The 26384-nt window shown below is 37.9% G+C and carries 18 protein-coding genes and 1 pseudogene; 12 read left to right on the top strand and 7 right to left on the bottom strand.

Going from position 1 to position 26384, the window contains the following annotated elements; translation table 11 throughout:
- Positions 1-414: 414 nt before the first annotated feature.
- The 3 genes from HS5_RS02245 to HS5_RS02235 form a co-directional block, all read right to left on the bottom strand.
- Complete coding sequence (locus HS5_RS02245) at positions 415-840, bottom strand: hypothetical protein (protein WP_236752454.1); 426 nt, start codon at positions 838-840, stop codon at positions 415-417.
- 1267 nt (positions 841-2107) lie between these two features.
- Entirely contained in the window at positions 2108-3718 is a 1611-nt protein-coding gene (locus HS5_RS02240) for a hypothetical protein (RefSeq protein WP_236752453.1), read from the bottom strand.
- 455 nt (positions 3719-4173) lie between these two features.
- Complete coding sequence (locus HS5_RS02235) at positions 4174-4992, bottom strand: metallophosphoesterase (protein WP_236752452.1); 819 nt, start codon at positions 4990-4992, stop codon at positions 4174-4176.
- 438 nt (positions 4993-5430) lie between these two features.
- Here HS5_RS02235 and HS5_RS02230 point away from each other — a divergent pair, with 438 nt between their 5' ends.
- The 5 genes and pseudogenes from HS5_RS02230 to HS5_RS02210 all read left to right on the top strand — a co-directional run bounded on the left by HS5_RS02230 (position 5431) and on the right by HS5_RS02210 (position 12134).
- Entirely contained in the window at positions 5431-7569 is a 2139-nt protein-coding gene (locus tag HS5_RS02230) for a hypothetical protein (RefSeq protein ID WP_236752451.1), read from the top strand.
- A 320-nt stretch (positions 7570-7889) separates the two neighbouring features.
- Positions 7890-8942 (top strand): ADP-ribosylglycohydrolase family protein, encoded by a 1053-nt coding sequence (locus HS5_RS02225; RefSeq protein WP_236752450.1) that lies wholly within the window; start codon positions 7890-7892, stop codon positions 8940-8942.
- 605 nt (positions 8943-9547) lie between these two features.
- Positions 9548-9932 (top strand): annotated as a pseudogene (locus HS5_RS02220) (ISNCY family transposase); the annotation flags it as partial.
- A 976-nt stretch (positions 9933-10908) separates the two neighbouring features.
- Positions 10909-11307, top strand: coding sequence for an AAA family ATPase (locus HS5_RS02215; protein WP_236752449.1), 399 nt, complete (start codon positions 10909-10911; stop codon positions 11305-11307).
- Positions 11238-12134 carry an AAA family ATPase gene (locus tag HS5_RS02210; RefSeq protein ID WP_346729554.1) on the top strand — a complete coding sequence of 299 codons (897 nt, stop codon included), beginning with the start codon at positions 11238-11240 and terminating at the stop codon, positions 12132-12134. Before HS5_RS02215 ends, HS5_RS02210 begins: the two co-directional genes overlap by 70 nt.
- Before the next feature lie 303 nt (positions 12135-12437).
- On the opposite strand, the gene HS5_RS02205 is transcribed toward HS5_RS02210, so the two are convergent.
- Positions 12438-14306, bottom strand: a complete 1869-nt coding sequence (locus HS5_RS02205) for a serine/threonine-protein kinase (RefSeq protein WP_236752447.1) — start codon at positions 14304-14306, stop codon at positions 12438-12440.
- Between the two features lie 2022 nt (positions 14307-16328).
- On the opposite strand from HS5_RS02205, the gene HS5_RS02200 reads away from it, so the two are divergent.
- A complete protein-coding gene (locus HS5_RS02200; RefSeq protein WP_236752446.1) occupies positions 16329-17312 on the top strand; it encodes a hypothetical protein in 984 nt (327 codons plus the stop codon).
- A 17-nt stretch (positions 17313-17329) separates the two neighbouring features.
- Here the strand turns inward: HS5_RS02200 and HS5_RS14450 are convergent, their stop codons facing one another.
- Positions 17330-17455, bottom strand: a complete 126-nt coding sequence (locus HS5_RS14450) for a hypothetical protein (protein WP_256445559.1) — start codon at positions 17453-17455, stop codon at positions 17330-17332.
- A gap of 811 nt (positions 17456-18266) precedes the next feature.
- Between HS5_RS14450 and HS5_RS02195 the strand changes: the two genes are divergently transcribed.
- The 5 genes from HS5_RS02195 (at position 18267) to HS5_RS02175 (ending at position 22709) form a co-directional block, all read left to right on the top strand.
- Positions 18267-18590 carry an ERAP1-like C-terminal domain-containing protein gene (locus HS5_RS02195; RefSeq protein WP_236752445.1) on the top strand — a complete coding sequence of 108 codons (324 nt, stop codon included), beginning with the start codon at positions 18267-18269 and terminating at the stop codon, positions 18588-18590.
- A gap of 103 nt (positions 18591-18693) precedes the next feature.
- A complete protein-coding gene (locus tag HS5_RS02190) occupies positions 18694-19128 on the top strand; it encodes a HEPN domain-containing protein (RefSeq protein ID WP_236752444.1) in 435 nt (144 codons plus the stop codon).
- A gap of 22 nt (positions 19129-19150) precedes the next feature.
- On the top strand, positions 19151-19435 hold the full coding sequence (locus HS5_RS02185) for a nucleotidyltransferase domain-containing protein (protein WP_236752443.1): 285 nt from the start codon (positions 19151-19153) through the stop codon (positions 19433-19435).
- Between the two features lie 533 nt (positions 19436-19968).
- Entirely contained in the window at positions 19969-22398 is a 2430-nt protein-coding gene (locus HS5_RS02180; protein WP_236752442.1) for a PQQ-like beta-propeller repeat protein, read from the top strand.
- A 65-nt stretch (positions 22399-22463) separates the two neighbouring features.
- Positions 22464-22709, top strand: coding sequence for a hypothetical protein (locus HS5_RS02175; RefSeq protein ID WP_236752441.1), 246 nt, complete (start codon positions 22464-22466; stop codon positions 22707-22709).
- Between the two features lie 368 nt (positions 22710-23077).
- Here HS5_RS02175 and HS5_RS02170 read toward each other — a convergent pair whose 3' ends face one another.
- Entirely contained in the window at positions 23078-23620 is a 543-nt protein-coding gene (locus HS5_RS02170; RefSeq protein WP_236752440.1) for a PaREP1 family protein, read from the bottom strand.
- Positions 23621-24003: 383 nt separating this feature from the next.
- Between HS5_RS02170 and HS5_RS02165 the strand changes: the two genes are divergently transcribed.
- On the top strand, positions 24004-24492 hold the full coding sequence (locus HS5_RS02165) for a hypothetical protein (RefSeq protein ID WP_236752439.1): 489 nt from the start codon (positions 24004-24006) through the stop codon (positions 24490-24492).
- A gap of 8 nt (positions 24493-24500) precedes the next feature.
- Here the strand turns inward: HS5_RS02165 and HS5_RS02160 are convergent, their stop codons facing one another.
- Positions 24501-26291 carry a protein kinase gene (locus HS5_RS02160; protein ID WP_236752438.1) on the bottom strand — a complete coding sequence of 597 codons (1791 nt, stop codon included), beginning with the start codon at positions 26289-26291 and terminating at the stop codon, positions 24501-24503.
- Positions 26292-26384 lie beyond the last annotated feature (93 nt).

Raw genomic sequence — 26384 nt, 5'->3', positions numbered from 1 at the left:
CATAAGTAAACGTCACTTGTTCTATCATAAAACTATATTAATGCTGCTCCTCTTCGTGATAGTGGAGGACTTGGCAGCTCCCTTAACCTGGAGAGTGTGGAGGAGCCCTCAGGTTCGTTTAGTGTGCACACTAGGTCTGATAAAAACCTTTAAGATGCGTTAAAGTAGAATAAACACTAATATTACAGATAAAATATAGTCTTTTTCATAATACTTGTAAAGGGCTTGCTTTACCTTAAGGTGTTAAAAGTGAACTAAATAATGAAATCTAAGACGTGCTTCGTATCCATAAAATCATTACCCTTCGCATTTACTATGAAAAAGACTTATAGTATAGTATGGCCGCACGAGAACACACCCTAAACAAAGTAATCAGCGTTTAATCTTAACTACTGGTGGCTCTACTGAAGTATTTCAGTTGTTATCTCCCTCATTCTTTTCCCGTTTAAGCTCTTCCGCACGTTTATTTATATACTCTATCAATTCCTCAGCTGTCTTAATCCCAAGGCTCACTTTAGCCCAATCCAGAATCTCTTGGTGGTCTCGCAAAACTACTTCAACGTCTTCCACAAGTCTATATATTTTCTCTCTCCCCGTGATCTTGAACGATTCTTCCATCCTCGCTAAGCCAGATAATCCAAAGGCTAATGAGGAAATTACTACCCCTTTCTTCCTTAACCTCTCTAAAGTATTCCTTACAGTCTGTACGTCTTCTCTAAGGAAGTTTGCTATACCCCTCGGGGTAGTAGGCCGGCCTGCCTTATATAAGATATCCACACTTACTGCTACAGCACACTCTGCAGGCGTTAATCTATTTCCTTTACCTTTTCCATCGGACAATCTCTCACGCTATATATGTTACTACTTAACCATAAATAAGTATTGCAAAGAGTAAGGACATAATATATTTAAATAATGTGTTATCGCAAATGATTCAAATTTTATAAATCAATCATTTTTATTTAAATCTTTTTAAAGTTTAATTGCTATTTATTGTGTAATGCAATGAGTTAGAGATAATAAAGTTTACTGCCACGCGTGACATTAATTTTTACTACAATAGAGTATTTTTCTAAATAATATATACTTAAAAACCGGAGAAGATAAAAACTTTTAGATGAAATACTAAAAATTTTTAAAATAATCCCTAAAATATACGACGAGAATGAAAAAATATGAGTTTTTTATGATGTTAATATAATTAGTTAGTAAGTATGACATAAAATAAAATACTGTTTAAGATATATACGGGAGTTTTACTCTAATTAATTTCTCTTTTTATCTAATAATTATAATTATTAATGAATAAAATCGTTTCATTAGAAAGTGTACAAGGTTTAAAAATTAAGATAAGTAGGTAACTGCTTCGTTAGAATTTTGGAAAAGTTCTTAGACTATGGTTTAGTAGTATATCCTTTGTATAAGGCTATAAACTTTCTGAAAGCACTCGTGGAGTACTTCAATTTTTATCAAAGTTAACGTAAAGCTTGGTTTTTTATTCTACGCGATTTAGGATTTTATGAAAACTTATAGACTTAACACCTATTGAAGTACACAACAAAGCAGTGGGTAACACAAACTATTTAGAAGAAGTGCCCAATTAATTCCTATACATGGACGTTTGCTTTCTCCATTTGTACGTTATATTTAAGTCGGATCCAGAGTTCCGCTTTTCGGTTTGTCTAATTATGTGTTAGTGCTTTCAGGGAGTCCATAGCCTTAGACTTAATGAGATTAACTAAGTCATGGTCTAAGAACTTTTCCAGAAATAGTAGTTTAACTTCCTTTCATTCTAACGCTCTTAACTAAAACTTATTGGCTTAATAAGCGCAGCTCTTAAGTCTTGCTTCAAACCTCCACACAAGGTCTAAGTTGCAAATAAAGAAGGTTAGTATTTCCGAAAAATACTTGTACTTTATCATTCATTTAGTTCATCAAATTGATGAACATCATGCATTCATTAAGCTCAATATCATAGAATTATTTTTATCATTTTATCAAATACACTAGTTTATAGACTTAGTGGAAACATTAGTAATGCTAAAAGCTTAACTAGACGGAGTCCCTAACAATCCACATAAGTCCAGTAATAGAGTCCCTTTAAATATTATAAGAAGTAAATTCCGTGCCTGGAACCCAATACCCCACGATTACCAGTCCTCATGACTAAGTAAACCCAATATATTAAGAACGAACTCAACGCCTTACTTGCCTCACGTGTATTCCCTCCCTCCATAAGACCCTTGTAGAATATGATATTGCCGAGCCCGTCTATAGGTAGTCTATTGACCTCACTGCACGCTACCTTATAAAAGTCTACCCCGGAGTACTTAGCCCTCTTCGAAAGCTTGGCCACCACGTTACAGTACTGGTCCTCGTTGTAGACCTGCTTGTAAACATAGAGGTGAGCTAACAGTAGGGAGAGCTTAAGGGACAGGGCTAAGTTCCCCACCAAGTTCTCGAAAGAATTGAAAGGTCTACGGGGTATTTTATTTCCAGTTATCCCTATATCTGGGTTATAGCAACCGCCTACCACCTTACCGTTGTAGTCTACGTTACTGCATATGCTCGGCAGATTTCCCGCAGACATTTCAGCCTTTAGCTTAAACAAAGACTTTAACACGTAACTGAGCACACCGTTCTTGCTGGTTATCCCTTCGACTATGAAGTCAATTTTCTCCCTCCCTAACTTTTCCTTACTGTATTCCAGTACGAGCATAGGTAATATATCTTTTAAAGACGCGTTTAGGCTAGGTGTACCTCTCCTTGGCCTTTGAAAGTTTTCATGGAGTGCCTCAAAGACTTCGTCCATTGAGGCTATGTCCACGTCATTTAAAGCCCACTTCGCCCTCCTTATTACTTCTTCAGCCCCGTACTTATTCAGAACGTCCAAGCTTTCCTCATATATGCGCTTAGCGTAAAGCCTCTTGGTCTCTGAATCACCGAAGTAGGCACCTACGTATTTATTAAAGTAATTCTCATCTTCCACGATTGCCCAAGTAGTAGGTTCGATAATAACCCCTAGTACGTCCCCGATATAAGCTAGGAGCCCAAAGTCTTCTACGACGTCAAGGAAAGCGTAAAGCCCCTTTTCTGTCCTGGAGAACTCGTCTATGGCCACCTTAATTTTATGGACACTCCCATAAGCCCTTTCCTCATCCAAGCAGTCCCCTATTATTTCAGCCTTATCTTCCCTGGCGAAGGACTTACCTAGGAGTTTCCCCAGATTTACCTTTTGGTAAAACAAGGAGGTGAAGTACATTGTATCTATCCTCTCCTTCCACGCAACCTTTTCAACAGCTACAGCAGTCCTTGTACCTGAGAGCATTAGCCAGTGGACGTATTCGTGGAGTATTGTCTTTAAGTACAGCTTATTAACGTTAGGGAAGTAGTCATATATGCCTAAGATGGGTTTTTGCCTAAGGTATTTTACTATCTCATCGAGGAGTTTTAACACCTCAATACTGCATTCATTATCATCATTACATTTTATCCCAAGCTCTTCAGCTTTAGGGGTCTCTAGGACGTCTATAAAACGCCCGGTGTAAATTGCCTCTAATCCCCCACTGTGTATCTTCGCTAGTTTCTCATTTATCTCAATCTTTGGTAACTTATACACCTTTAGGTCTGAAGTGCCTTCCTTTAATTTTGAATAGTAGACTAGAACCTTCCTGATAAGACTAAAGTATAATGACCTGGTAAACTGTCGTCCTCCCATTATAATCAACTCTACACGGCTCTATATAAATTGATTAGGTAAACTATGCTTTGTGTAACACTTCCCTTAGGTGTTGAGTCCATTGTGTCTTATAGTCTTTTTCAAAATATTTGTAAAGGACTAACTTTACCTTAAGAAGTTAAAAGCTAAATAATGAAATCTAAGATATGCTTCTTATCGATAAAATCATTACCCTTCGCATTTATTATAAAAAACTATATGAAAGCTACCAAATAAGATGACCGCTGATACTACACACTCACGTTTAACATTTTTGGCTACTTGAGATACCTCTTTCATAAGTCTCACATAATAATAGCAGTTGTTCTATTTTAACTAGATTAAAGGTTTTCATCAGACCTAGTGCACATAATAAAATTCTAACTTTCGAAATTTCGAACTGCGTCTTGTTCTATCTGAGGTCTTATATAGATATACTCTCTCTGTAATCAAGCTCAAAGTTCAAGGACTGCATTCTGTATATACACCTTAAGACTGATCTGGTATTTGAAGGCGTTTATAAAAGTAATACCATTTATTACTTTCTTCGGGATAGAATTATCGTGCAAATGCCCATAAATATAATACTTTACCCTCCCGTCCAATAAATCGCTCATGTCCTGCCCGTCATAGGCATTAAAGAATGACTTCTGTACTATTAAGTCCTTTAAAGGGACGTGATGAGTCACAATTATGCTGTTACCCTTTAAGTCCCTCTTAATTTTTTCCTTGTTTAGCTTTGCAAAACTCTGCGCGTCTATGTCAGTAAACATACAGTCGTTATGCCAACTAGGGCATCTACATAAATCAAAGGATTCCTTTAAGCAGTTTTCCTTAATATACTCTTTACTGAAACCATATGGATTACAGTTAACATAGTCAATATACTTATAACCCGGTGCAAAAGAGTAGTCGTACCAGCATACATTACCCACTACCCTATAATCGCCGAGTTCAACGTTACCTAAGACGTCTAGTAATTCCACGTTATATTTTTCCACATGTTTATATATCCTGTCTACCTTGTCGACACTACTAGTGTCTCCCCCGTGGAGGTATAAATCGTGGTTCCCCAAGACTGCGATTATCCTAGCGTTTTTACTTACCTTCCTTAACTTCCTAAACAATTCCTCAATGTCACCTACCTTACCGTCTACGCTGAGGTCACCGGAGATTATTATAGCGTCAGGTCTCACGGTCTCTATAGCCCTTGATATTATAAATAGTTTATCTGAGGGGTGATGGATGTCAGTAGCTAGAAGGATCTTAACCATCAATTAATTTATTGTTTTTACGGTTATTTAAACATGTAATGTCTCGCGGTTACTCAGATTTTTATAGTATTAGAGATCAGAGACAGAGAAGTCCCGCAGAGACGTAAAGGCCCTGGATACCCGTCCCTCTCCGTTGGTGCAGTGAGCCGACCTACTTCCCAACCTGTGGACTCCCAAGTCAGTTGAAATCGATCATACTGTGCGCAAGTCTGGTAATAACCTTTAACATAGTTAAAATAGGACGACAGCCATTAGCGTATAACTGGGCTTTGCCTGCAATTTACAGTTTACTCCAATTTTCTTTGCGTCAAGCTAGTTAATTCTAAATTGACGTTAATCAAAAGTAAATTTTACGCTAACCTTTATAAAATTAAAGCGCTACATAAAATAGTAATATAATAAAAATTTATTAAGGAGGGCCTCAAGATTGTTATTAATATGGAGGCTCTATTCAAATTTATATTAATACTCTTAATACTAATAAACGGGGTAGCTATTATCCACTTTCAAGCTTGCACTTTTTCTTCAGTAGACCCAAAGTTCTTATTCTGGCTCGTACCCTGGGGACCTTCTAATGGGACTTATACGTCATTACTACCTTATTTGCCCCACATAGTGATAGGTATAGTCTTCGCGTTCAACACCTATAGCCTGGGTGACAAAAACGTAACATTAAAGCAAGCACTGAGTTATAAGTGCAACTGTTATTGGATCTCAACACAGATATCAAAGCTCAAGACAGTCTACAATCGTTCTAGCCTTGTCTTTATTAACTTCTTCTTAACGACAGACCATTGGAGAGGGTGCATAGAGAGTATAACCCCCGCCCAGGTCGTGCTCCTCAATTACACGCTCCACAAGATAGCTGGCATCACTAACGGCGGTGAGAAGCTAGTCCTAGGGTTATCTGAGATGAATAAATTAAATAACTGCGGGTATCTCAAAGCTTATTCTTTAATACAGCAAGTGTTGCCTAACGCTGAACTTTTTTACTATACAGATCTGGGCCAGACGGTATGTTCTATAGAGTCCGTATTCGAGTACCTGCAGTCTAACGACATAACCTTAAATTACTTGGGGTACAGCGTATATCCATACCCTTCGTATAATTACGTTAACGGAGTAGTGTCTATCCCAAGTAATTACGTGTCCCAAATTTTAGAATTAAAGTGCTTCGCTAACCAGCGGAGTGTAAATTTCTTTATCGGCGAAGTAGGTTTCCGCGACGGTGACGTGAAGGGGTATATATGCCCCTCTTCGACTACCTATATAGAGTTCAATTCTACCGTAGGTTATAACGATACTATACACTATTACGAAGACGTAATATCACAACTGGAGTCGATGGGGATAAACCTAATCGGCGAATGGAATTATAACGGCGCTAGAGGCGACCACTTTGGGCTTTGGGATAACCCTGACTTCGACGCGTTGTTGGAGTACGTAGGCATAAAGCCTATAGAGACAGCTACTATAGACGTGATTTCGAATTTCCCATATTACTATGTCAACGGTAGTCTATATTACGCTAACCGCACATACACAGTAGTGTTGCCCGCTAATATAACATTTGTTAGACTAGAGTATTTAAATAATACGGCTAGGGTCTTATTGGTAAGCGTAAACGGTACTGACTTGAGTAATATCATTATTAAAAAGGAAGGGGACTATGAGATAACTGCGACGTATATGACCCAGTATTACGTTAGCGTTTGTCCGCAAGTCGTAGCTTATATTAACGGTGTAAGGGAAGAGTTCGTCTCAGGGTGGTATAATATAAGTACAAGAGTTACTGTGCCACCTCAAGTGATCCAAGTAGGGCAAGGGGAGATTTATAACATTACCAAAGCCTACACTTACGTCATAGACAGTCCCCTAGTAATCAAAGTACCTTTCGTATTAGAGTACTACGTTAGGCTCAACGTCAGTTCAGTCCCAGCAATCATAAACGGTACTAATTCAACACTTGTTAGCAGTTATTACATACAAGGATCAAGAATTGAAATCCCAGAATATTTCTATTTGAACCAGACTTCGAGGCTGAGCATTTCTGCCTCTCCGCAGGAGTTTGTAGTCAGCTCTCCTATAGACGTGAAAGTGTCTGAGATACTCCAATGGCTAGTAAAGGTAGTCTTACCTAACGGTACTGTAGAAGGATGGTACGATAACGGCTCAATAATATTCTTACCTAAGGTAATAGAGGTAGACGGGACGACTTATGTATTAAACGAGTCAAGTAACGAAGTTGTGGTTACCGGTCCCCTTGTCCTCTACCCACATTACGTTATTTGTAAGAAAACAAGTACTAGTAGCAGCTCATCTACTTCCCAAACTTGCACGACAACGTCTACTAAGACCGAAACATCTACTTCCACTACTGTAATAAGTACCACCACAACTACAGAGACTACTACTATCACTATAGTCAATAACACTACAGAGACTATAATTCATACCACTACGCCCCAGAGTACTACTTCTAGCGGCTCGTCAAGCTTTACAAGAATATTAGCACTAGTATTAGTCCTAGTTATCCTTATTATAATAATAGTGATTATCATTTCTAAAAGGAGGTAAGCTTACGCTAATAACCGACTCACTTGGGACTACAGTGCCCATTATAAAATTCATGGTCATTGAGGAAAGCCAGCTGTGTTTTACTAAAAATAACGCAATTTCTATGTGAGAGAAAATTCCGAAAAATAAAAATATAAGTATATTTCCACCTTATTAAAAATTTTAAGATTAAATCTAGGCAAGGAAAACAATTTTTGTACACCAAATATTTTTACTGTATCGACCTCTTTTTAGGTATAATACCTTGAGGAATAATTTAGTCAAAAACAATGTCTACATAATTTATAAAGCTTATAAAAAACTAAGTTATATACTATCTCATGACTAGTAAAAACGTTCAGCTTTTTCGCGAACTGATGTCTAAGCAGAGGATAAACGCCCACAACTTAGAGGAGATCTTGGGCACTCAAACAAGTAGAGGACGCCCAAACCTCCATAGAGTGGAGGGAATGTTACTGGGAGTAGCCATAGGGGACGCGTTGGGGAATACAACAGAGTTGATGGACCCTGAGGAGAGGTTCTCGAGATACGGGTTCATAGAGGACTACATCACCTTCGACGGAAGAAATGGGGTCGGACTCCCGTCAGATGACACCCAGTTGACCTTCGACACGGTCAAAGTTATCCTGGAAGATGGATATCTCAACCCTGAAAAATTAGCAAGAACCTTCTTTTCCCATGAAATTTACGGTATAGGGATTTCCACGTCCGAGGTAAGACGAAGATACCTAAGGGGAATGAAGTGGTTTGAGTGCGGGATTGAGTCGGCCGGAAACGGAGCGCTCATGAGAATATCCCCAGTTATACTCCCTAGCTTCAAGGAAGAAAATCACCTCGTGGACTCTGTCCTGGACGCGATAATAACTCATAACGACCCCCTAGCCATAGGTACGTCCATAGCCTTTGCAGAACTCTTCAGGAGCCTCGTGATCAATCCAATTGAAGATCCCACGAAAGATCTCCCCGAAAGGATAATCAAATTCATAGGAAAAAAACACTACAAAACAAACGTCCCCGGTGTAACCCTTCAAGAGTTATTAACGAAAGAAGTTGATAACGCCATAAAGAGAGGCGAGGATACCATCACGTTTTGTGAAAGAGTAGGATCGGGGGCATATCTAGGCGAAACTTTACCCTGCATTCTCTTCATTATTAAGAAGTTTAGAGATCCGCAGAGGGCCATCTTGGAGGCAGTTAATTACACCGTGGACAACGATACCATTACTTCAATAGTGGGAGCGATAATGGGGGCAGCCTACGGCAAGAGCGCTTTCAGGAAGGAATGGATAGAGGGCTTGTCAGGGAAATTACTAATTGGAGGAAGGGACGGAGTTGTATTTGATATGATAGATGAAGTTAAATCCTGGTTATAATTTGGATTACTTCTAACCAGTCCTCTGAAATTAACCCTTAGATTACGATGTAAGCAACGTCTCGGTCAACGAACACTCAATTCTGGTGCTCTTTGCATTACTTCAAATTTTATTTAAGTTAACGTTAAGTTATTTGCTGTGCACTTCAATTTCCTTAGGCGTTAAGCTCGTTAATTTTTCTTAAATTCTAAATCGGTGTTAATTAAAAGTAAGTTTTACGCCGATAAAAATTGGACTGAAAAAAGCAGCGTTAAGCCCACATTTAAAATTGACCAAGATCGGTTGAGAGACTCCCTGAGAAGATTGGAGACGTCTAAAACATGTCAAATAAATCTTATAGTGTGAGCACCTTTTCAATATATGCAGAAATATTATACTTAGTCAGACCCTGAAAGTCAAGGGCAAATTAGAACGTATATAATACACCTAAAATCTGTGAAGAAATGGGAATCATATCTCCGTACAGTGTTGTTATGTATACTGCAATACCTTGACCTTTTAGGTCTAACCAAGTATAAATTGAGCAGATGTCTTATTTTTCCCACGGAATTCCCGGTATTACTGATAAAGTTTTTAGGTTTGATTAAGAAGGGTTCGGGAAGGAGTTGATCTTTGCAAAGAGTGAGTTCTTCAAACCGTTCAATTCCGTAGTAGGGATATCAGGGGCGAACGGGTTGGTGACAGTAACCCTAGCGTTCATGGCCTTGATTGGAGGGCAGGCATTAGGAACCTAGCAGATACGTTCAGCCTAAACTTAACTTACTGAAAGCGTTAGAGGAAGCTTGGGAGGAATGTCTTAAAGCATTAAGCAATAACCGGTAGTAGTAAGACGATATGTTCGACCACAAACCGTACTCCAGAGAACAGGTACGGGAACTACCAGTGCTCCTCACGCAAGTGGTACGAGTCTGGAATACAAGTACTCGCTGTGTACAACCCGGCAACGGGGAAGAGTTATCTAATAGGGCTTTCCCATACGCGACAAGGAAATACTTATACTCTTTTCTAATTGTCCTCTTACTTAATAATTAATATTTTATATTCTAGTTAAAATATTGATTACTTTTTATAGCTTACGAGTATATTATGCCGTTATTCTAAAAGATTTTTATAATTTTAATTTATACTTTTTATTCTATGAGGATATAATCTAAGAAACTATTTAAAAATATTCCGTTATTTAATAAAAACTAAAAGTTAACTTAGCGAGGACTTTTAATAGGATTACACGGGATCCAATTTTAAGTCTCCAAGTTACGGAAGGCAATTGCTAAGGACGGAAATCTATGTAATACCTCCTTCTGATAATAGATGTATCTTTAATCTCACCACGTGCACACCTTGAGGTGACATATACCGTCACTCTTGGGACTAGTCAAGAGGAGATGAAGCAATCATGTAAAACCGTTACAGTCTTATGTAGGTTATGACTCACTTTTAAAATAACGTTTTATTAGTATATCCTAGAATATTGTACAATAATGATAATAAAAAATAGCTTAAACTTAGCCTAACTTAAACGACATGGGCATCGCATAACGTCAAGACAGTATTGCGTGAATATTATACTATGAGTATACGATAATTATAAACGTTACATGCAAGTTGAGATATCTAGTAATAAGGCGTTAATCTGATAGCCTTATCGGAAAACCACTGTTACATTAAATAATTAGCTACTTTGTTCGTGAGTGTAGTTAAATTCTTATCACCTGGGTAAACTTCCCTTTAATCCAATGCCTAAAAGCCAAAGAGTTTAACAAAGTGAGTAGCTTAACAAGGCAACAATTAGCTTTGTAGAGTTCATAACAACGTTTTATACACCTCCAGGCTTTTCAAGGCAACAATTAGCTTAAAGCATAGCAAATGAAAGAGGAGTCACGTAAACTGTCACTGTTAACGAATAAGATTTGAAAACAGACGTGAAAGCTCCTAAACTTATTAGCCCGCTTTAGAACTTTCTATCATGGACTGGAAAGTCACGCTTAAGAACATAGGGCCTTTTAAGGGGGCTGAGGTAAACGTAAAGCCTTTAACCATCTTTGTAGGTAAAAATAGCACAGGTAAGTCGTTCCTCTTAAGGCTTTTATATGCGTTCTCCACTGCTTTGCCCAATACTACAGAGCTAATAGAGAAGGCACACAGTCCTCTCCAAGAGGTACTTTCGTGTTCCTTTCGTGATGGCATTGAAAAAAGCCTAAGGGATAACTTTGGCAATAATTTACTGACTAAAGGAGAAAATGAAGGAGAAATAGACCTGTCATCAGGCGTAATAGACCTAAAGGCTAATGTAAGATCTACTTTATCTGTTACCTTAACACCGAAGGCGGGACAAATTTTAGAGGACGTAAAAGAATCGCTTTAAAAGTAGGTCAGCTTACTAAAATTTTATCTGATGCAGATCCTTCAATGTTAGAGGCGATATTAGGTTTATATCTAGAACATAATATGAGTAAAATTTTCTCTAATCTCTCGCCTTTCTTCCAGTCTACCTCTACGGTTTTCCTTATTGATAATAGGGCAGTCATATCGGAAATCTTAACAAACTCGTCGAACTATGCGAGGGCACTTGAGCTTTTAAACGACGTAGAGAATTCCTATGCAACGACATACCTAGACCTCATGTATAATAGGGAGGACACTGACGAGAAGGTGTTTAAAGATTTCTTTGATGAGCTAGGTATTAACCTAGAACTTGTTGAAAATAACGGAGTAAGATCACCTTATGTAAGGATGTGGAATGACGTATTATTACCGCTGTCTCAAGCACCCTCCGATGTTAGGGAGTCCCTTTCTATTGCCCTAGCTTTAGGGAGTAACCGCATGCAGGTAGTCTATATCGAAGAACCGGAAGTCCACTTACACCCTAAAGCCCAGAGAATAATGGCAAAGATGATAGCTAGGGCGGTAAACAGAGGTAAATACGTAATTCTGACTACTCATAGTGATTGCTTCCTCTCCTCGGTTAGTAACTTAATAGCTCTATCTTCACGCAAGGAGAAGGCGGAGAGTTTGAGCTTCAGTAGAGATGAAATACTAGACCCTGAGAGGGTAGCAGTGCATTTTGTTAAGAAGGAGGGCAAATTTGCTAAGGTAGAAAACGTGAAAGTAACAGATGAAGGTATATGTGAGGAAGAGTTTGTTAAAGTGGCTGAAGAGCTCCTTGACGAAAGGGGAGAAATAATTGGCTAAAGACTTATGCAACTTATCTAGAAGGATGTACAGTTATAGATTTAGACAAGAAAGTTACCGTGATTTTCAATAAACGCTCAACCGCCCTTCATGAGTGTGGACAACAATTTTATGAATTATATAAAGTATAAATTTAGTTTCAATTCGTGATCAAACAAACGGCTAATAATAAAGAGTGTTACAATTTTAATCCATATTATAATTTTTATTCTATGATAAGAGCATGGGAGAGAGGTTTAAGGTAATTTTAAATGAAATTGTTGTTAACACCCTTCTCCACGCCTTTAGCTCCGGTAAAGAGCGTTACTTTAGCTTGTTAGCGACCTCCAGTGCTGTAGACCTCTTCATGGGATCTGGGTTAACCATTGCCTTTATCAAGCCCTTATATGGCTCTGGGACTTGTGGGTCCCAAGACGCCAGTAAACGCCTCGCTTCGTCAACTTTGTTATTCACACAGTTCATGTCGTTATTTATATAGCAGTCGAAGGCTTCGGTCATTGCTTGTAAATCGGGCCTATCGGTCTTCCTGGTTAACAATACGTATAATGTCGTACCTAAAGCGAAGACGTCCATTGAGGGCGACGCTTTGCACCTGAACACCTCCGGGGGGTAGTACTCTATAGTCACTTGGCTTATATCCTTCCCGGACCTGATTGCACTACCTAAATCCCCTAACTTGAAGTTAACTGTAGGCAACTCAGAGGAGTCCCCGGGTCTCTCAGTTAAGAATATGTTCTGGGGTTTTACGTCTGAATGCACGTACCCCCTACCGTGGATGTGGGCTAGTGCTTCTGCGACTTGCTTCACTGCCCTCTTAACAGCTCTTTCCCAGTTTAAGGAGTAGAAGAACTTATCATCGAGCAAGTACTCGTCGAGACTCCCACCCCCCATGTACTCCATGACTATCCTAGGGGGGTCGGCGTAGTAAGCCGAGAAGTCCCCACTTAACGCCATTTTTATTACGTTCAAGTCTACGTTAACCGCGTAGACCTTAACTATATTTGGGTGGTTGGATAAGTCTACGAGGTTGTTAGCTTCATTGAAGAGCTCTCGGAAGTACGTCACCGGGTCGCCTTTGTCTACTTTAAGTACTTTTATTGCGTAGTGTTCCCCTCCCATCTTTCCTAAGTAAACGTAACCGAACCCCCCGCTACCTATTATAGACTTAACTTTATACACCCCAAGCCTCCTGTTGAGCAATGCATCCGGGTCAAAGCTGGACTTGCTCAATGCCCTTGATGGGGAATAGGTGAAGGTCTGAGATGGCTGAGCGGTTTGTTGGATAACTAATACATAGTTTACCGTTATTATGTCCATTGGGTTTGCGTAACCCGAGCCCGGGTTAGGGTAATAAACGGACTGCCCTACTTTTACTGGGAAAGCCATCCAATTCCCATAGTCTTGGCATTGAATTAGCGAGTCGCCGTAGTACTTTGCATTGCCCACTTCTACTACTGCTTTAACCCCCAGCGGTAGCCCTTTGATTATAAACTTGACTTGTGAAGTGGGCTGTTGGGCCTGCCACTGCAGTGTTGGCCATGTATAACCACCTAGGGCAAAGATGTCCCCTACCGCCGGGCTATTGGGGAGGGCTACCGCGACTATGAGCCAAGGGTCTATAGCTGCAAAATAGGTAGTCGTTTTGGAATACGCCAGGAGGCCTGCTGTTATGCCCAAGAGTATCGGTGTAAACAAGACGGCTACGTCCGAATCTTCAGTGAGGAGGAACGGGAGGTAAAAGAGCAGTGCAAGGGAGCCGTAAAAGAAGAGGTCGTACGCGTTAAGGAAAGAGGTCGCATCACTTACTGAATCCCTGAGCTGAAAGTAGAGGGCTATAGGGGCGAAGTAGGTTATAAGCCCGGAAGCTACGAAGAACCACGTGGAGTCCTTCTTCCTAAATTTTGACACTATCCCAATAAATAGGAGGGCCATGGCAAAAAGATACAGCAAAACGCCTAGCAGTGAGCCAGTGTTCAGGGCAACAAAGGGAAACGGGGCCAAGAGGAGGACAGTGATGACAATAAAGTCGACTGTGTCTTTTTGGTGTATTTCACCTTTTGCCGACCAGTATACTACTGTAAGGGGTAATAAGAGGAGGAACGGTACCCAGAACTTGGGGTAGCTGGCAGATACGAGGGCGTAAACAAAGGACGCAAAAGACCCTACGCTCACTAAATAGTCGACCCCAGTAGCTATGAAGGGGACTACTGCGTAGAGAAGAAAGAAGAACCCCAGGGGGACGCTCGACGATAAGTAAAAGTTGACTGCAACAGAGCCGAAGAGGGGGTTATCAACGCCAAGGGGGAATTCACTTTCTTCGGGAGATAAAGTGAGGCAAGGGCTAGAGACAGGGAGAGTACCGCGAGCAAACCATGAGTAAAATTAAGCCCTCCAAAGTCCACTAGGTAGATGGAGTAAAAAAGGAGCAGTAACGACGTTGAAAGTACTGTTTTCCACGCCTCAGCCATTATAGTTAATTGAGCCGGACATAACTATAAGCCTTTCCAGTGTTAATTCATCTTATTGCACGTCTATGACGTATTTCCATGACTCCTAATCCTCTTACTGAGCCGACGTTATACTAAACAGATTCTAGCCTACTTAACTAGATTTAATAAAAATTTTATTTCTAACTATATTAACATAAAAATTGAATACAGAAACTTTCTATTCTTTTATAAAGTAAACCAGTAGGCGAGGGCCTAAACCGCGTTAATGATGCGGTTGCATATACGTAACTAATGGTGGCTGTTGTAAAGTTTATGTGATTAACCCAGTACTGGACAAGGCCATGACAACCATACCGGTAGGTGATAGTTAGGCTGTGTTCTGTCCCTAATAATAGCTGTATATCGAGCTGTGGGTCAAGGATAACTGTTATTGCTACTCCACCCACCAAACACGTACTGCACTACATAGTTCTACACCAAGTTCGCCAAGCACGACATCTATAGTCCTTCCTCTCGCATACGTCATAATTATATAATGGTCGTTGCGGCAGTACTCTTGTACAAAGAGGAAAGTTAAACCCTTTGTTATCCCTTTTAACTAATTTTCAAATAAGTGAGATTAATATGCGAAAATTATAAACTTATCCCAAACATTTATCAATTCTAAATTTAAAGTATGAACAATGATTTTATTATTATATAAGAGTGTAAATTTAGTTCCAATTCATGGTTAGGTCTATAGCTAACAATAAAGGGTATTACAATTTTAATCTACATTATAATTTTTACTGTATGATTAAAGTGTCCGAAAGGGGGACGGCTTTTAGGCAATTTTTATAAATTGTAATTGTTGCCCACACCCTCTTTACTAAGCGTATCGAAAAGGGTCAAAGAAGACAGGGGAATCTGTTCAAGTTAGGTATCTGTTTATGCATACAAAAGTTATGAGTTTATAAAGAGTGGGAAATCCTTTACTTATAAAAGGGAGGACTACGAGAGAGCCCTCTTTATTAAAATTTATGAAGGATTAGCGTGTATTTTACGTAACCTACGTTTTGATTATTTGCTTGTGCTGTCGTTACTGTATTTAGGTCAGGCGGGAACGTTAAAAACATAAGGAATAATAATGCCACAATTATTTACTTTCTTATACTATCCTTTTTCATGCTTAAAGATTAAGAATCCCAATATATAACTCTTGATGTTAAACATACTTAGTTCAATTTTTATCAATGCAGTGTTTTTCCTAGGCGTCACTATAATGCGAGATTATGTTAAGCCCGCAAATAGTTTTGCAAGGTGTTACAACGCCTTTATGTGTTATAATGCGATAATATATAACGCAATTTCGTATTAATTATGTTCTTAAGATCTCATGTAGCATACAAGGGGGGTTATATAATAGAATCCTAGTACTCCTATTACGGGAATTTTAATTTTCTAAACTCCTCATTTACTTATGGAATGTCGGTATGTTATTAACCTATTGTTGTTAAGAACCGAATAAGGACTGGTTACTTCAAACTGCTAACGCATGTCCAAATTTTGCGGGTTGCCACCAGGATATGAAAATGCTTTAATAAGAAAAACAATTACTATAATAAATATTATTATAGGTACTATACTACAATTGTTGGTCATTGTCCTTTTTTCTCATTTTGTATAATAATCCTTAGAAATTTATAATATGAGCTTGTTATTAAATAACGATAAAATTTAAAAAAGCTTAAATAAATTATATCATATGTTAGGAAATACGGGTAATACGGGGCCAGACAATATTTTAAAATCAGAGGGTATGGGGGCGAGAATAAAGAATTCATTTAAGTGCCTATATAAAAAGGCAGGAGAATATGTGACAGCTATAAAAAGTTCATTATATAGTATGAACCCGTTATCAAGAGTTGGGTCTTATTTAGAAAATAGTGGGGAGGGGTCAGAAAGGCTATATAAAAATGGTAAGGACAATAAAATAATATCAATGGCAAAGACATCAAAGCCTGGTGGTAAACCTTTAAAATATGTAGGAATTGCCGTACTACTTATTGCAATAGTAGGTGGAGTGGGATATTTTATATTCCATAATATGAATTCCCAACCAACTGTACAAGATGTGAAAATCGATTCCGATTATGCATTTATAGAATATGATGGAAATGATCAAGGTACATTATATTATGTAGGACCACATGGTAATTTACATGATTTAGGAACATATAATTTAGAAATGAAATCAGATTTTGCACAAGCATTAAGTGTTCCCAAACAATTTAATCAATATGAAGCATCTAAAAATCCAAATTTTGTACCATTAGATCAAGTTATAACAATATATAATCCAAATGGAGTTACATTGGAAGTAGCACATAATAATACAATATTACTAAATAAATTGAATCCAGAAAATTATGCTGATGTAGTTGTACCATCAGGTTATTTAAAGGAATACATGACAGCACTAGGTACAGGAGATTATAAAGCAATGCATACAAGTGCTGCAGGATTGGGATACTTACAAGTAAATTATCCACAAATATTCAACTTATTGGGTGAAACTGGAAATTTACATATATATTCCCCATCATCTGCTGACTTTGTTTCAGGGTATATAATTCAAACAAACAATAATACATTAATACCCTATGGATTTTTACTTGGCGTAAATAATCATGTATATGGCGGTAATCTTCCAATTGAAAATACGGAAATGGTTTATAATGGCAACTAATTTTTTATAATTATTTTTTAAGGTACATTTATTTCATATGGAACTCCGAATGTTGCAATAATCCATGTAATACCTAAGTATCCATTTCCTAATCCAGATCCTGCAGATATATATAAATAAGGTTCTCCTTCATAATATTGCATATTTTCTGTTAAATAACCGATAGCGGGAGCATCCTCATAAATTTCTTAATATCCAAATGTTCCATTAATAAAATTAGAAGGTACCCCAGTAGAAAATATATTGGATTGATAATCATATAATGCTTCATCTTCTTCAGCAACAAATGCAGTTTCATATGCATTATAATAACTTTGTGTTATATATGTAGAAGGAGGTTTTGGTACTATTGCTTGTGCATTACAATTAGAAAAAAGGCAACCACCCCAAGAGTAAGACTGTTTCAGTAATGGACTATTATATATATTTCCATTTACTAAAAAGTATGTATTAGGATTTTGGGAACTTACACTATACCAATAATATGTAAAAATATCCCATAATAATCATAATTATCATTATTTTGTTGATCTTGAGGGTCAAACGGTATATATTATGATGACGCTCTACTCATAATAATCAGAACCCCATACGATGTACCTGCATAATAGCTTGGATACTCCTTAAGCTGACCATAAGGCTCCTCCCCCACCGATTTTGGAAGTAAAAGTGATATTATGCCAGGTTATAGGGACGTGGATTTAGGCAAGGTGGCGTATTCTGACTTAGTTAGCTATTGTGGACGAAGACTTCGCGTTAGGGCTATCAAACCTATTCCAATACTATAACGACCTGACGGTAATATAAAGACCGCCTTCGCGGTAGCGTATGCAGTCTCTACTTCTGAATTTAACGGTCTGCTGGAGAAATACAAGTCCTTAAACTCGGACTAGGAAAGGGTCAGGATATTAAACGCTATGACCAATATAAGGGACAAGTCGATACAGAAACCTGGTGACGCTGATATTTAATAGGACTATAAAATTACAAGAAGCGAATTTTGTCGTAAGCTCGCTGTCTCGTAACCCATACGTTAGGGAGGAAGTATGCAATTACATAAAAGGTAATTACGATATGATAAAACAGTTCTTATTAACCGTTGCCGGGACAATTGGTCTGTTCAGTATTATAAGGGGACCTATGGTGATGTGCGGTGTTGACAAGCCGGAGGATACAATAGAGTTCCTCGAGAAGATAAAGACCAATGAAATAGCCAGGGGAATAGATATTGCAAAGGAATATATAACGGTGTATAATAGGATGAAGAATTTAGCTTAGTAATTTAATTTTTATGTATTACCTAATTGTTTTAGGGCAAGGCTTGCAATTATGAGCCACTAGAGAGACTTGTTAGAGTAGGTGCAGTATAAAGAAGCACCAAGTGAAGAAGACACGTCAGGCAATAAGCTTTAATATTTACCCGGTTTACGACTACCTATGTCATACGAAATCGCTGATAAGGGGGGCAAAGGATTATTTGAGGGCTTCAGAGCTGTTATTCCAGCAAAGATTTTATGAGGCTTCAGCGTTAAATAGTGAAGTTTCTGCGCAATTGTCTTTAAAAGGACTACTTTATAAGCTTGGGGTAGAACCTCCTAGGACTCACAGAATTAGGGAATTACTTTCTTTAGTCTACACTAGGCTTGGAGATGAAAGAATAAGGGACTTTACAAGGGATAATAGGGAGAAACTTATCATCTTGGAGAACATTAGAGGAAAGTCACAATACGGTTTACCACCAGAAGACGAGGCGGAAATAGCTTTAATTATAACAAGGGAAATATTAAAAATTGTGGAATCGTTATGGAACCTCTAAAGAGGATAAATTTTCTACGTAATTGGAGGGAAGCGTTTGCCAAGCTCGATCTAGAGAGGTTGAGGAAGTTTACGTTTTCGGTTCCGTAATAACAGGGAAGATAACCGGGGGTAGCGATATCGACGTCATCGTTGTCATTAAGCGTGGTGAGGACAGGAATAAGGCATTAATAGACTTTATAGACGAGGTAGAAAGTAAATTAGGGGAGGAGGCTTCATATTTATTTGACGTTAAAATAATATATGATGACGAAAAGGGGCTACCGCCTTACAGATCATTTCTGAAGAATGCGATAAGAGTTAAGTAATGATAGCAGTTGCTTCACTTTTTATATTCAGTCAGACCTTGAAAGTCAAGGGCAAACTTTGTAGGAATTGTTCTACAGTGTTGTTACATATTATGCATTATCTAGATCTTTGAGACCTAACCAAGCTGTCTATTGATAAAGTTTTATATCTACGTCGGGTAGAAAAGCGTGAATTATGAGAAATGAACGTGATTAGTCCTCCTAAGCCGAGGAGCTTCGCAGATTCGTTAAATATGTTTATTAATTCATTATACCTAATGAAAATCTTTAAGCTCCGGTAAGATAGAACAAACTATTATAAATGATTGCATAAAATGTGTGAGGACAGAAGTCATGAGAGACTTGGTCAGTAAGTCTATGAGGGCTTATTCCAGAATAGTATGTAAAAATTTTTCAGCAAATACACCCCTAAGAATTAATACTATTAAATTTTTGAGAGGCAATTATCATTATTTGCAATGAACGCATTTAGTATAGTTAGAGTAAAAAATAAATAATAGGAAGAAAAGTCAATAGTAAATATGATGTCACATATGAAGATAAATAAAAATAGTGTTATAATAAACAGTTTAATTTTTATAATGTTAATAACTTTGGTAACAACAGTAACTGTAAGTTATTCTAACCATCCGCAGACAATTTCCTATTCGTCTGCTTTATTGAAAGTAGGCAATGTAACTTCAGTATCAATGTACAAGTATCCAGTAGATGGAGAATACTTAATAGGTTTAGGTAGCATGACCATGAATAGTAGCGGCCAAGAAGTATACCATGCTCTTGTTGTAGCAGTGGGCAGCAGCGGTACTAAAATTCTTTATAACATCAGTGAACCTTACTCAGTCTACTCTGTAGCCATATGTCCAAAATACTTTGCAGTAGGTTTAGGAACAACTCAGTTTAATTGCACGGCAATATTAAGAGTCTATTCCATAGTTTCTGGAGAACTACTATGGTGCACGAAGTTTCCATTCAATAGCCAATGTGCTATCGATTCTGTAGCTGATATAAAAATCTTGTGTAATGAGGTAATTGCTATCGCAAATCCTGAAGTCTATGGATACCCATATGGTAACCTATCTGCTTTCAACGCATCTAACGGTAAATTACTATGGTTCTACACTATCCAAAATATGTCTCCTGAGCCAGAATACATGAGCATCAGCCATATGTGCGTTTACAACTGCTATGTAGTTGCAACTGCTGGAAACGGAGTCGCTACCGGTGGATGGGTATTTTTATTTAATTTACACAATGGTAAACTATTGTGGATAAATAGTAGCTTAGGAGACCCTTATGCTGGTCCTCCAGTATTCAGCGGTAATGGCAAATACATTGTTATAAGTAGTTCCGTAATATATGCCTACTCTGGAGTTTATGTCCTAACCACTTGCAATGCATCGTTAGTTTGGTCTAACACATCCTATAGTCCTGGGGGTGTAATGGCGGCTATAAACTATAATGGATCTTTAGTCGCTTATACAGCAAGCGGCGGACTATATATTGCAAATTGCAAGGGACAAATCCTTTATAGCTTTATTTTCCCTATAGATGAGCTTACTCCAGTGGTAATGAACTGCCAAGGTAGTGTCATAGCAGCATTACCTTACAACTGTAGAACGCTGTATATTTTCTCCCCTAACGGCAATATTGCAAACTACACTTTACCAGCAATCCCATGCAGTATAGGTCCTAATCCACAATCATTAGTAATGAGCGCAGACGGTAAAGTTATTGCAGTAGGTACTCAGGAAGGTCTTGCAATATTTACTACAAAAATTATACCATTAAACGTTAAGGTCACGTTCCAGTACAAGGTAATAGGTCAAATGCCTCCTTACTTACCGAGCATAACTTTAACCTTCCCCAACGGTACTACTGAGGTCGTAAAACAAGGTACATACATACTTCCTTCAGGAACTGCTTATACAATCTCCAATATTACTGAAAATGAAGTAAGGTGGACTTCACCAGATAGTAGAGGAATTTTATTATTCAACGGAACGACGATAATACCTTTGTACGAACAATTAAAGGTAAACTTCAGTTATGTAGTAAAAGGAGTAGGTAACGGAGAGCCGACAATAAGTTACTACTACTTCGGTACTAATACTTCAGCAAAGCCCGGAGTATATTGGGCTGACTATAATTCCACTTACTATTATGCAAAGTGCTTGCCAGGCTCTAATGACGAAGTTAGGTGGATATCTTATAATTGGACGGGAAGAGTCCTATCAAATACCGTAACTGTAACTTATTATACTCAAGATTACGTTAACGTAATATCTAATATTCCAGTATATGCAAAAATGAACGGAGTTACTACAGAACTTAAATCATCTTGGTTTAATTATTCCACTACAATCCAGATAATAAATTCAACCTACTACGTGAACAAAATGGAAAGATATGTAATAGTATCAATAACCCCTTCATCGTTAATTACAGTAACTTCCCCTGAAACAATCCACGTACATACAGTACTACAGTACTACGTGACTGTTACTCCTAATATAACATTAAACGCTCTCGTAAACGGCACATCTTCAACGTTTAGCAGCGGTTGGTATAATGCTGGCACTAACGTGTACCTAAAAACTGGGATTATACCAATATCTGCCGGTGAAAGACTCCTAGTAACCTCTATAACGCCACAGAGCTTTACTGTAAATTTGCCTACTACAGTTAAAGTTACTGCTGTAACCCAATATCTAGTAACAATAAATGGAGCATCATCGTGGTATAACGCTGGGTGTAAAATAACATTAACGGCATCAGTTCCATTCTACGAGATAGGGACTTTTAAGGGAACGTATAATGTTCCACCGGGAACTACAATAACAGTAAACCAAGCTATAACAGAGACGCTAGTGGAAAGTCTGAACCCACTATTCATAATCCTTATAGTAATTATTATAGTAGCAATAGTTCTAGCAGTGGTCCTAGCTACTAGAAGGAGAAGGTAAAAATTTGTTTTTTATTATTATTTTGTGTTTATAAAGTGTTATCATTATTCTAGACAGTAAATCTTTTGTGGAGGGCGTTTTCACTGTCATCTTATTCAATAAGTTATAGTGAAAATATTGGCAAATTAGAAATCCCTCATTTAATGCCCATACATATTGTTATAGTAACGGGTAATAAGATAGGAGGATTAAAATTGAATTCTATCTCAATTCAGAAAGAAATTTTTCCTCAGCAGTTTAAAGTAACCTATACTTATCCAGTTCCTAACGACAAACTGATTGAGGCCAATAAAATACCGATATTCCCATAACTAAATCAGGAGTACTAGAAGATTAAAATTCCTATAATAGGACTACTAAGATAGATATTATAATATACTATTATATAATTAATCCTGTATACTGCATGAAACCTTAAGAACATAATATAGTACGAAATAATGTTATATATTATCACATCATCGCACATAAAGGTGGTGTAGCACCTAGGCAAAACTATTTGTGTAAACCCCAAATTACTTGAGTTCTTGGTAGTAATGTTCAGTATTTCATTGGAAATGTTGACTAAATAGGTTCTCCTTAGTTCACTCCATTTTTATCTCCACACCTTCCTAATCAAAAAATTGCTCTTAGTTCTTCATAATTTATTTTTTCTGCATCCTAGAGCAACTTATTTTGACTAAGTAACAGACTTCTTGCCCGTTAAATCTTTCAACTCTTCCTCCACCTTTCTATAAAGAGCTTCCATTTCCTCATTCCACCTGTCCTTAAAGTACTCTTTAAGTAGTGCCAGCGTCTTATTAACCAGATGTAAAATGTCATTTACAGCCTCATCCCTGTCAGCGTAATCGCTTGCACCTTTATACAGCCCGTTGTAAACGTAACGGTGTAACGTAAGAGCAGTCGAAGTCGTGTCTACAACTTCATAACCCAATTCCTCAAGCCTTTGTGAAATACCCTTTAGTCCCTTAATTGGGGCGAGAAAACCGGTCTTATAATACCATTCCTTCTCTTTCTCGTCTCTATACATCTTGTCCAGATTTAATGCGACTAGTGCACTAATAAATGCCTTCCACGCTATGAACGCTTTACCTGCAGAATTCCTGCTAAAGCCCTCTTTAAGCATTAATAATGATAATTCGAGCTCTTGCAGGCACTCGAGTAACCTAACCCTTATGTAACCGTCCTTGTTCTTTTCTACCGTAGGGATTTTGGATTCCACAAGAAATGGTAGAAAATAGGACTTATAAACTATAGCTATTTGCACATCGACTTAGACAATTTTCCCTCTAACTAGAGTTCATAATCAAGTTAAGGTTATAGTACTTTTTAATACATAAAAAATGTATTACCTCGCTTTATGTGGAGAATGAGGGTTGTCTAGCTTTACGCTCTGCCTACACTTGAGCTTAGAACCAAGATTAATTTTCTCTTACAAAGGATGAGTGATCTGTTAGTCTCTTCTTTGAGTGTTAGGCTGGTTAATTTTTCTTAAATTCAAAATCATACGTTGGGTTAAAAGTAAGCCTTATATTGATAAAAATTGAAGTCCACAAAGCCAGTGTGAACATTAAATATTTTTATTTTTTAATTAACATAATACTTATGGAAGATTTATGGTTAGATTACAAGGATCCAGAATACCGTAAAATGAATAGGAAGGAAAAATCACTTTACGATGAAGGCTTCAAGGAACTTGCGAAACATTATTATCAGAAAAGGATTAACAAGAAGATACAACAAAAGGTCAGTAAGAAACCAAAGACTTACTCATACCGTAAATCAATAAGCTACAGTCCAGGGAGAAGACATCCAGGAGTAAGAAGATACATACGCTTAGGTTTTTTCCTACTCTTCGTGTACACTCCTTTGGAAACCTTAGGGCTGTCAGACTTACTATCTTCATTGCATATAAATACACCATTGAACTCTTTCATCGTAGCTTTGGTGTATTTTGCAGGAATGTATGGAATTTCCAGGCTTTTTGGTTTAAGCAGAAGAGGAGCAATAGCAGTAGTCCTAATATTTTTCTTCTTAACCATTCTCTTAGCATTGCTTATACTTCCGTTTTTGTTGATTACAAAAATCTTGTAGTTGATCACTTAAATCTTCATTAAATACTTCTGCACCTCGGCTGACGCAGGTCTCCTTAATGGACTAGGATCTGTCATTGACTTTATGAGGGGTTTTACTTCCTGCGGTACATTAGGATCCCAGAACTTTAACTTCTCCTGAGCTTTTGTTACCATACCCTTTACACAAGTAAAGTCACCTTTTTGATAACATTTGAAAGCCTCTTCCATTTCCTGTAAGTCGGGTCTATCAGTTTTCCTAGTCAGCAGAACATACATAGTCATTCCTAAAGAGAATATATCAAAGTAAGGCCTTGCAGTCTCTAAGTAAGCTTCCGGGCTTACATACTCCACAGTAAGTTGAGTTACTTTATCTCCTACCCTTACTGCACTACCTAAATCTCCTAGCTTGAAGTTAACTTTCTCCAGTTCTGCAGGACAGTTAGGCTTTTCTGTGAGGAATATATTCTGAGGCTTAATATCCATATGTACGAAACCAGAAGTATGCATTTGGTAAAGTGCTCCCACCACTGTAGATATGGCTCTGTAAACTGTTTTATTCCACTTAGATGAATAGAAGAAATTATCATCCCTTAGCAGTTCGGAAAGCGTACCACCTTTCATGAACTCCATTACAATCCTCGGAGGATCTCTCTCGTAGAACTTTAAGTTACCACTCATAATCTCCTTTATAACTAACTTATCTACGTATACCGCATAAATCTTAACAATAGCAGGGTTGCTTGAAAGTGATGATAAACTATTTGCCTCATTTACTAATGTATCAAAGTACTCCTCAGGCATCCCTGAGTAGATCTTTAGAATTTTTATTGCAACCTCTTCTCCTCCCGGTGCCGTAGCCTTTAAAACGTATCCGTTACCTCCTTCTCCTAAAATTTCCTTAACTTCGTATATTGAGAGGGTCTTTCCTATCCATACTTTAGGATCCCAACTAGTGAGCTTTACAGGAGTTAATATCCTTGAAACGGGAGATGAAGAAACTGAAAGCTTCTTGATCTCGAGCATAACTAAAGGACTGTAAAGAGTTTTATCGAGCTGGGAATACAAGGAGAGTGCCTCTCCTTTCTTTCCCGTAAGCTCCAGGACTTCAGCCTTAAATAGCTTGGCAATGACGTTGGTAGGCTCCAGCTTTAAGACTTTATCTAAAATGACTAAACATTGCGAATAATCTCCTTGATCCTTCAAAATTAAGGACTTCTCCAGTAATGCATCTATGTTATTAGGTTCATGCTTAAGTAATTTATCTATCTCCATAATTGCTGTATTGAAATTCTTCATAAACCTTTGTACGTGAGCCCAGGCTATCTTCAATACTAGACCAGAGGCTTTACTTAAGCGAAGTAAGTCCATTGCCTCATCTGGCTCTTTAAGCTCAGTGTATATTAAAGCCATCAGCGTTATGAAATTGCTCTTGTATTCACTTGTTTCAGAATAAACGGTTCTCAGTCCGTTTAATGCTGAAGTTAATGTGCTTATCTTAGAAGTCGTGGGAGGGAGAAAATAAGAGTAATAATACTTAGCTAAAGCCAGAAAATAGACTACTTCAGGCGAATCGTAATTTAACCTATTTGCTAAGTCCTCCAATGTTGAAACTGCTTTATCCAGTTTTCCTAATTTGATCTCAGTTAATCCCTTCCACCTCATTGTATCTCTGTAGAGGTATTCTCCATCTTCAGACGAATATTCGTCACTTGTTGGGAAAACTCTCAATGCTTCTTCAAAGAACTTATAAGCGGAAGAATAGTCCTTTGCTTTGTAACTCTTTATCCCTTGCGTCATCAAGGGTTTTATTGAGGGCATCCTAACTGTATACTTTTTCAAAAATTTATAAGCTAAACTTTCCTTCAGAATCAAAGTCGTTAATTGAAACCGCGTAATGTCTAAAATCCTTAG

Origin of the sequence: Acidianus sp. HS-5, assembly GCF_021655615.1 — an archaeon.
Taxonomy (GTDB): domain Archaea; phylum Thermoproteota; class Thermoprotei_A; order Sulfolobales; family Sulfolobaceae; genus Acidianus.
This window is presented reverse-complemented; position numbering and strand designations above follow the sequence as displayed.

Excerpts from the sequence above, each read along its gene's own strand:
- HS5_RS02240 (WP_236752453.1), bottom strand. The coding sequence starts at position 3,718 with ATGGGAGGACGACAGTTTACCAGGTCATTATACTTTAGTCTTATCAGG.
- HS5_RS02235 (WP_236752452.1), bottom strand. The coding sequence starts at position 4,992 with ATGGTTAAGATCCTTCTAGCTACTGACATCCATCACCCCTCAGATAAA.
- HS5_RS02230 (WP_236752451.1), top strand. The coding sequence starts at position 5,431 with ATGGAGGCTCTATTCAAATTTATATTAATACTCTTAATACTAATAAAC.
- HS5_RS02225 (WP_236752450.1), top strand. The coding sequence starts at position 7,890 with ATGACTAGTAAAAACGTTCAGCTTTTTCGCGAACTGATGTCTAAGCAG.
- HS5_RS02215 (WP_236752449.1), top strand. The coding sequence starts at position 10,909 with ATGGACTGGAAAGTCACGCTTAAGAACATAGGGCCTTTTAAGGGGGCT.
- HS5_RS02200 (WP_236752446.1), top strand. The coding sequence starts at position 16,329 with ATGTTAGGAAATACGGGTAATACGGGGCCAGACAATATTTTAAAATCA.
- HS5_RS14450 (WP_256445559.1), bottom strand. The coding sequence starts at position 17,455 with ATGCAATATTATGAAGGAGAACCTTATTTATATATATCTGCAGGATCT.
- HS5_RS02180 (WP_236752442.1), top strand. The coding sequence starts at position 19,969 with ATGAAGATAAATAAAAATAGTGTTATAATAAACAGTTTAATTTTTATA.
- HS5_RS02165 (WP_236752439.1), top strand. The coding sequence starts at position 24,004 with ATGGAAGATTTATGGTTAGATTACAAGGATCCAGAATACCGTAAAATG.
- HS5_RS02160 (WP_236752438.1), bottom strand. The coding sequence starts at position 26,291 with ATGCCCTCAATAAAACCCTTGATGACGCAAGGGATAAAGAGTTACAAA.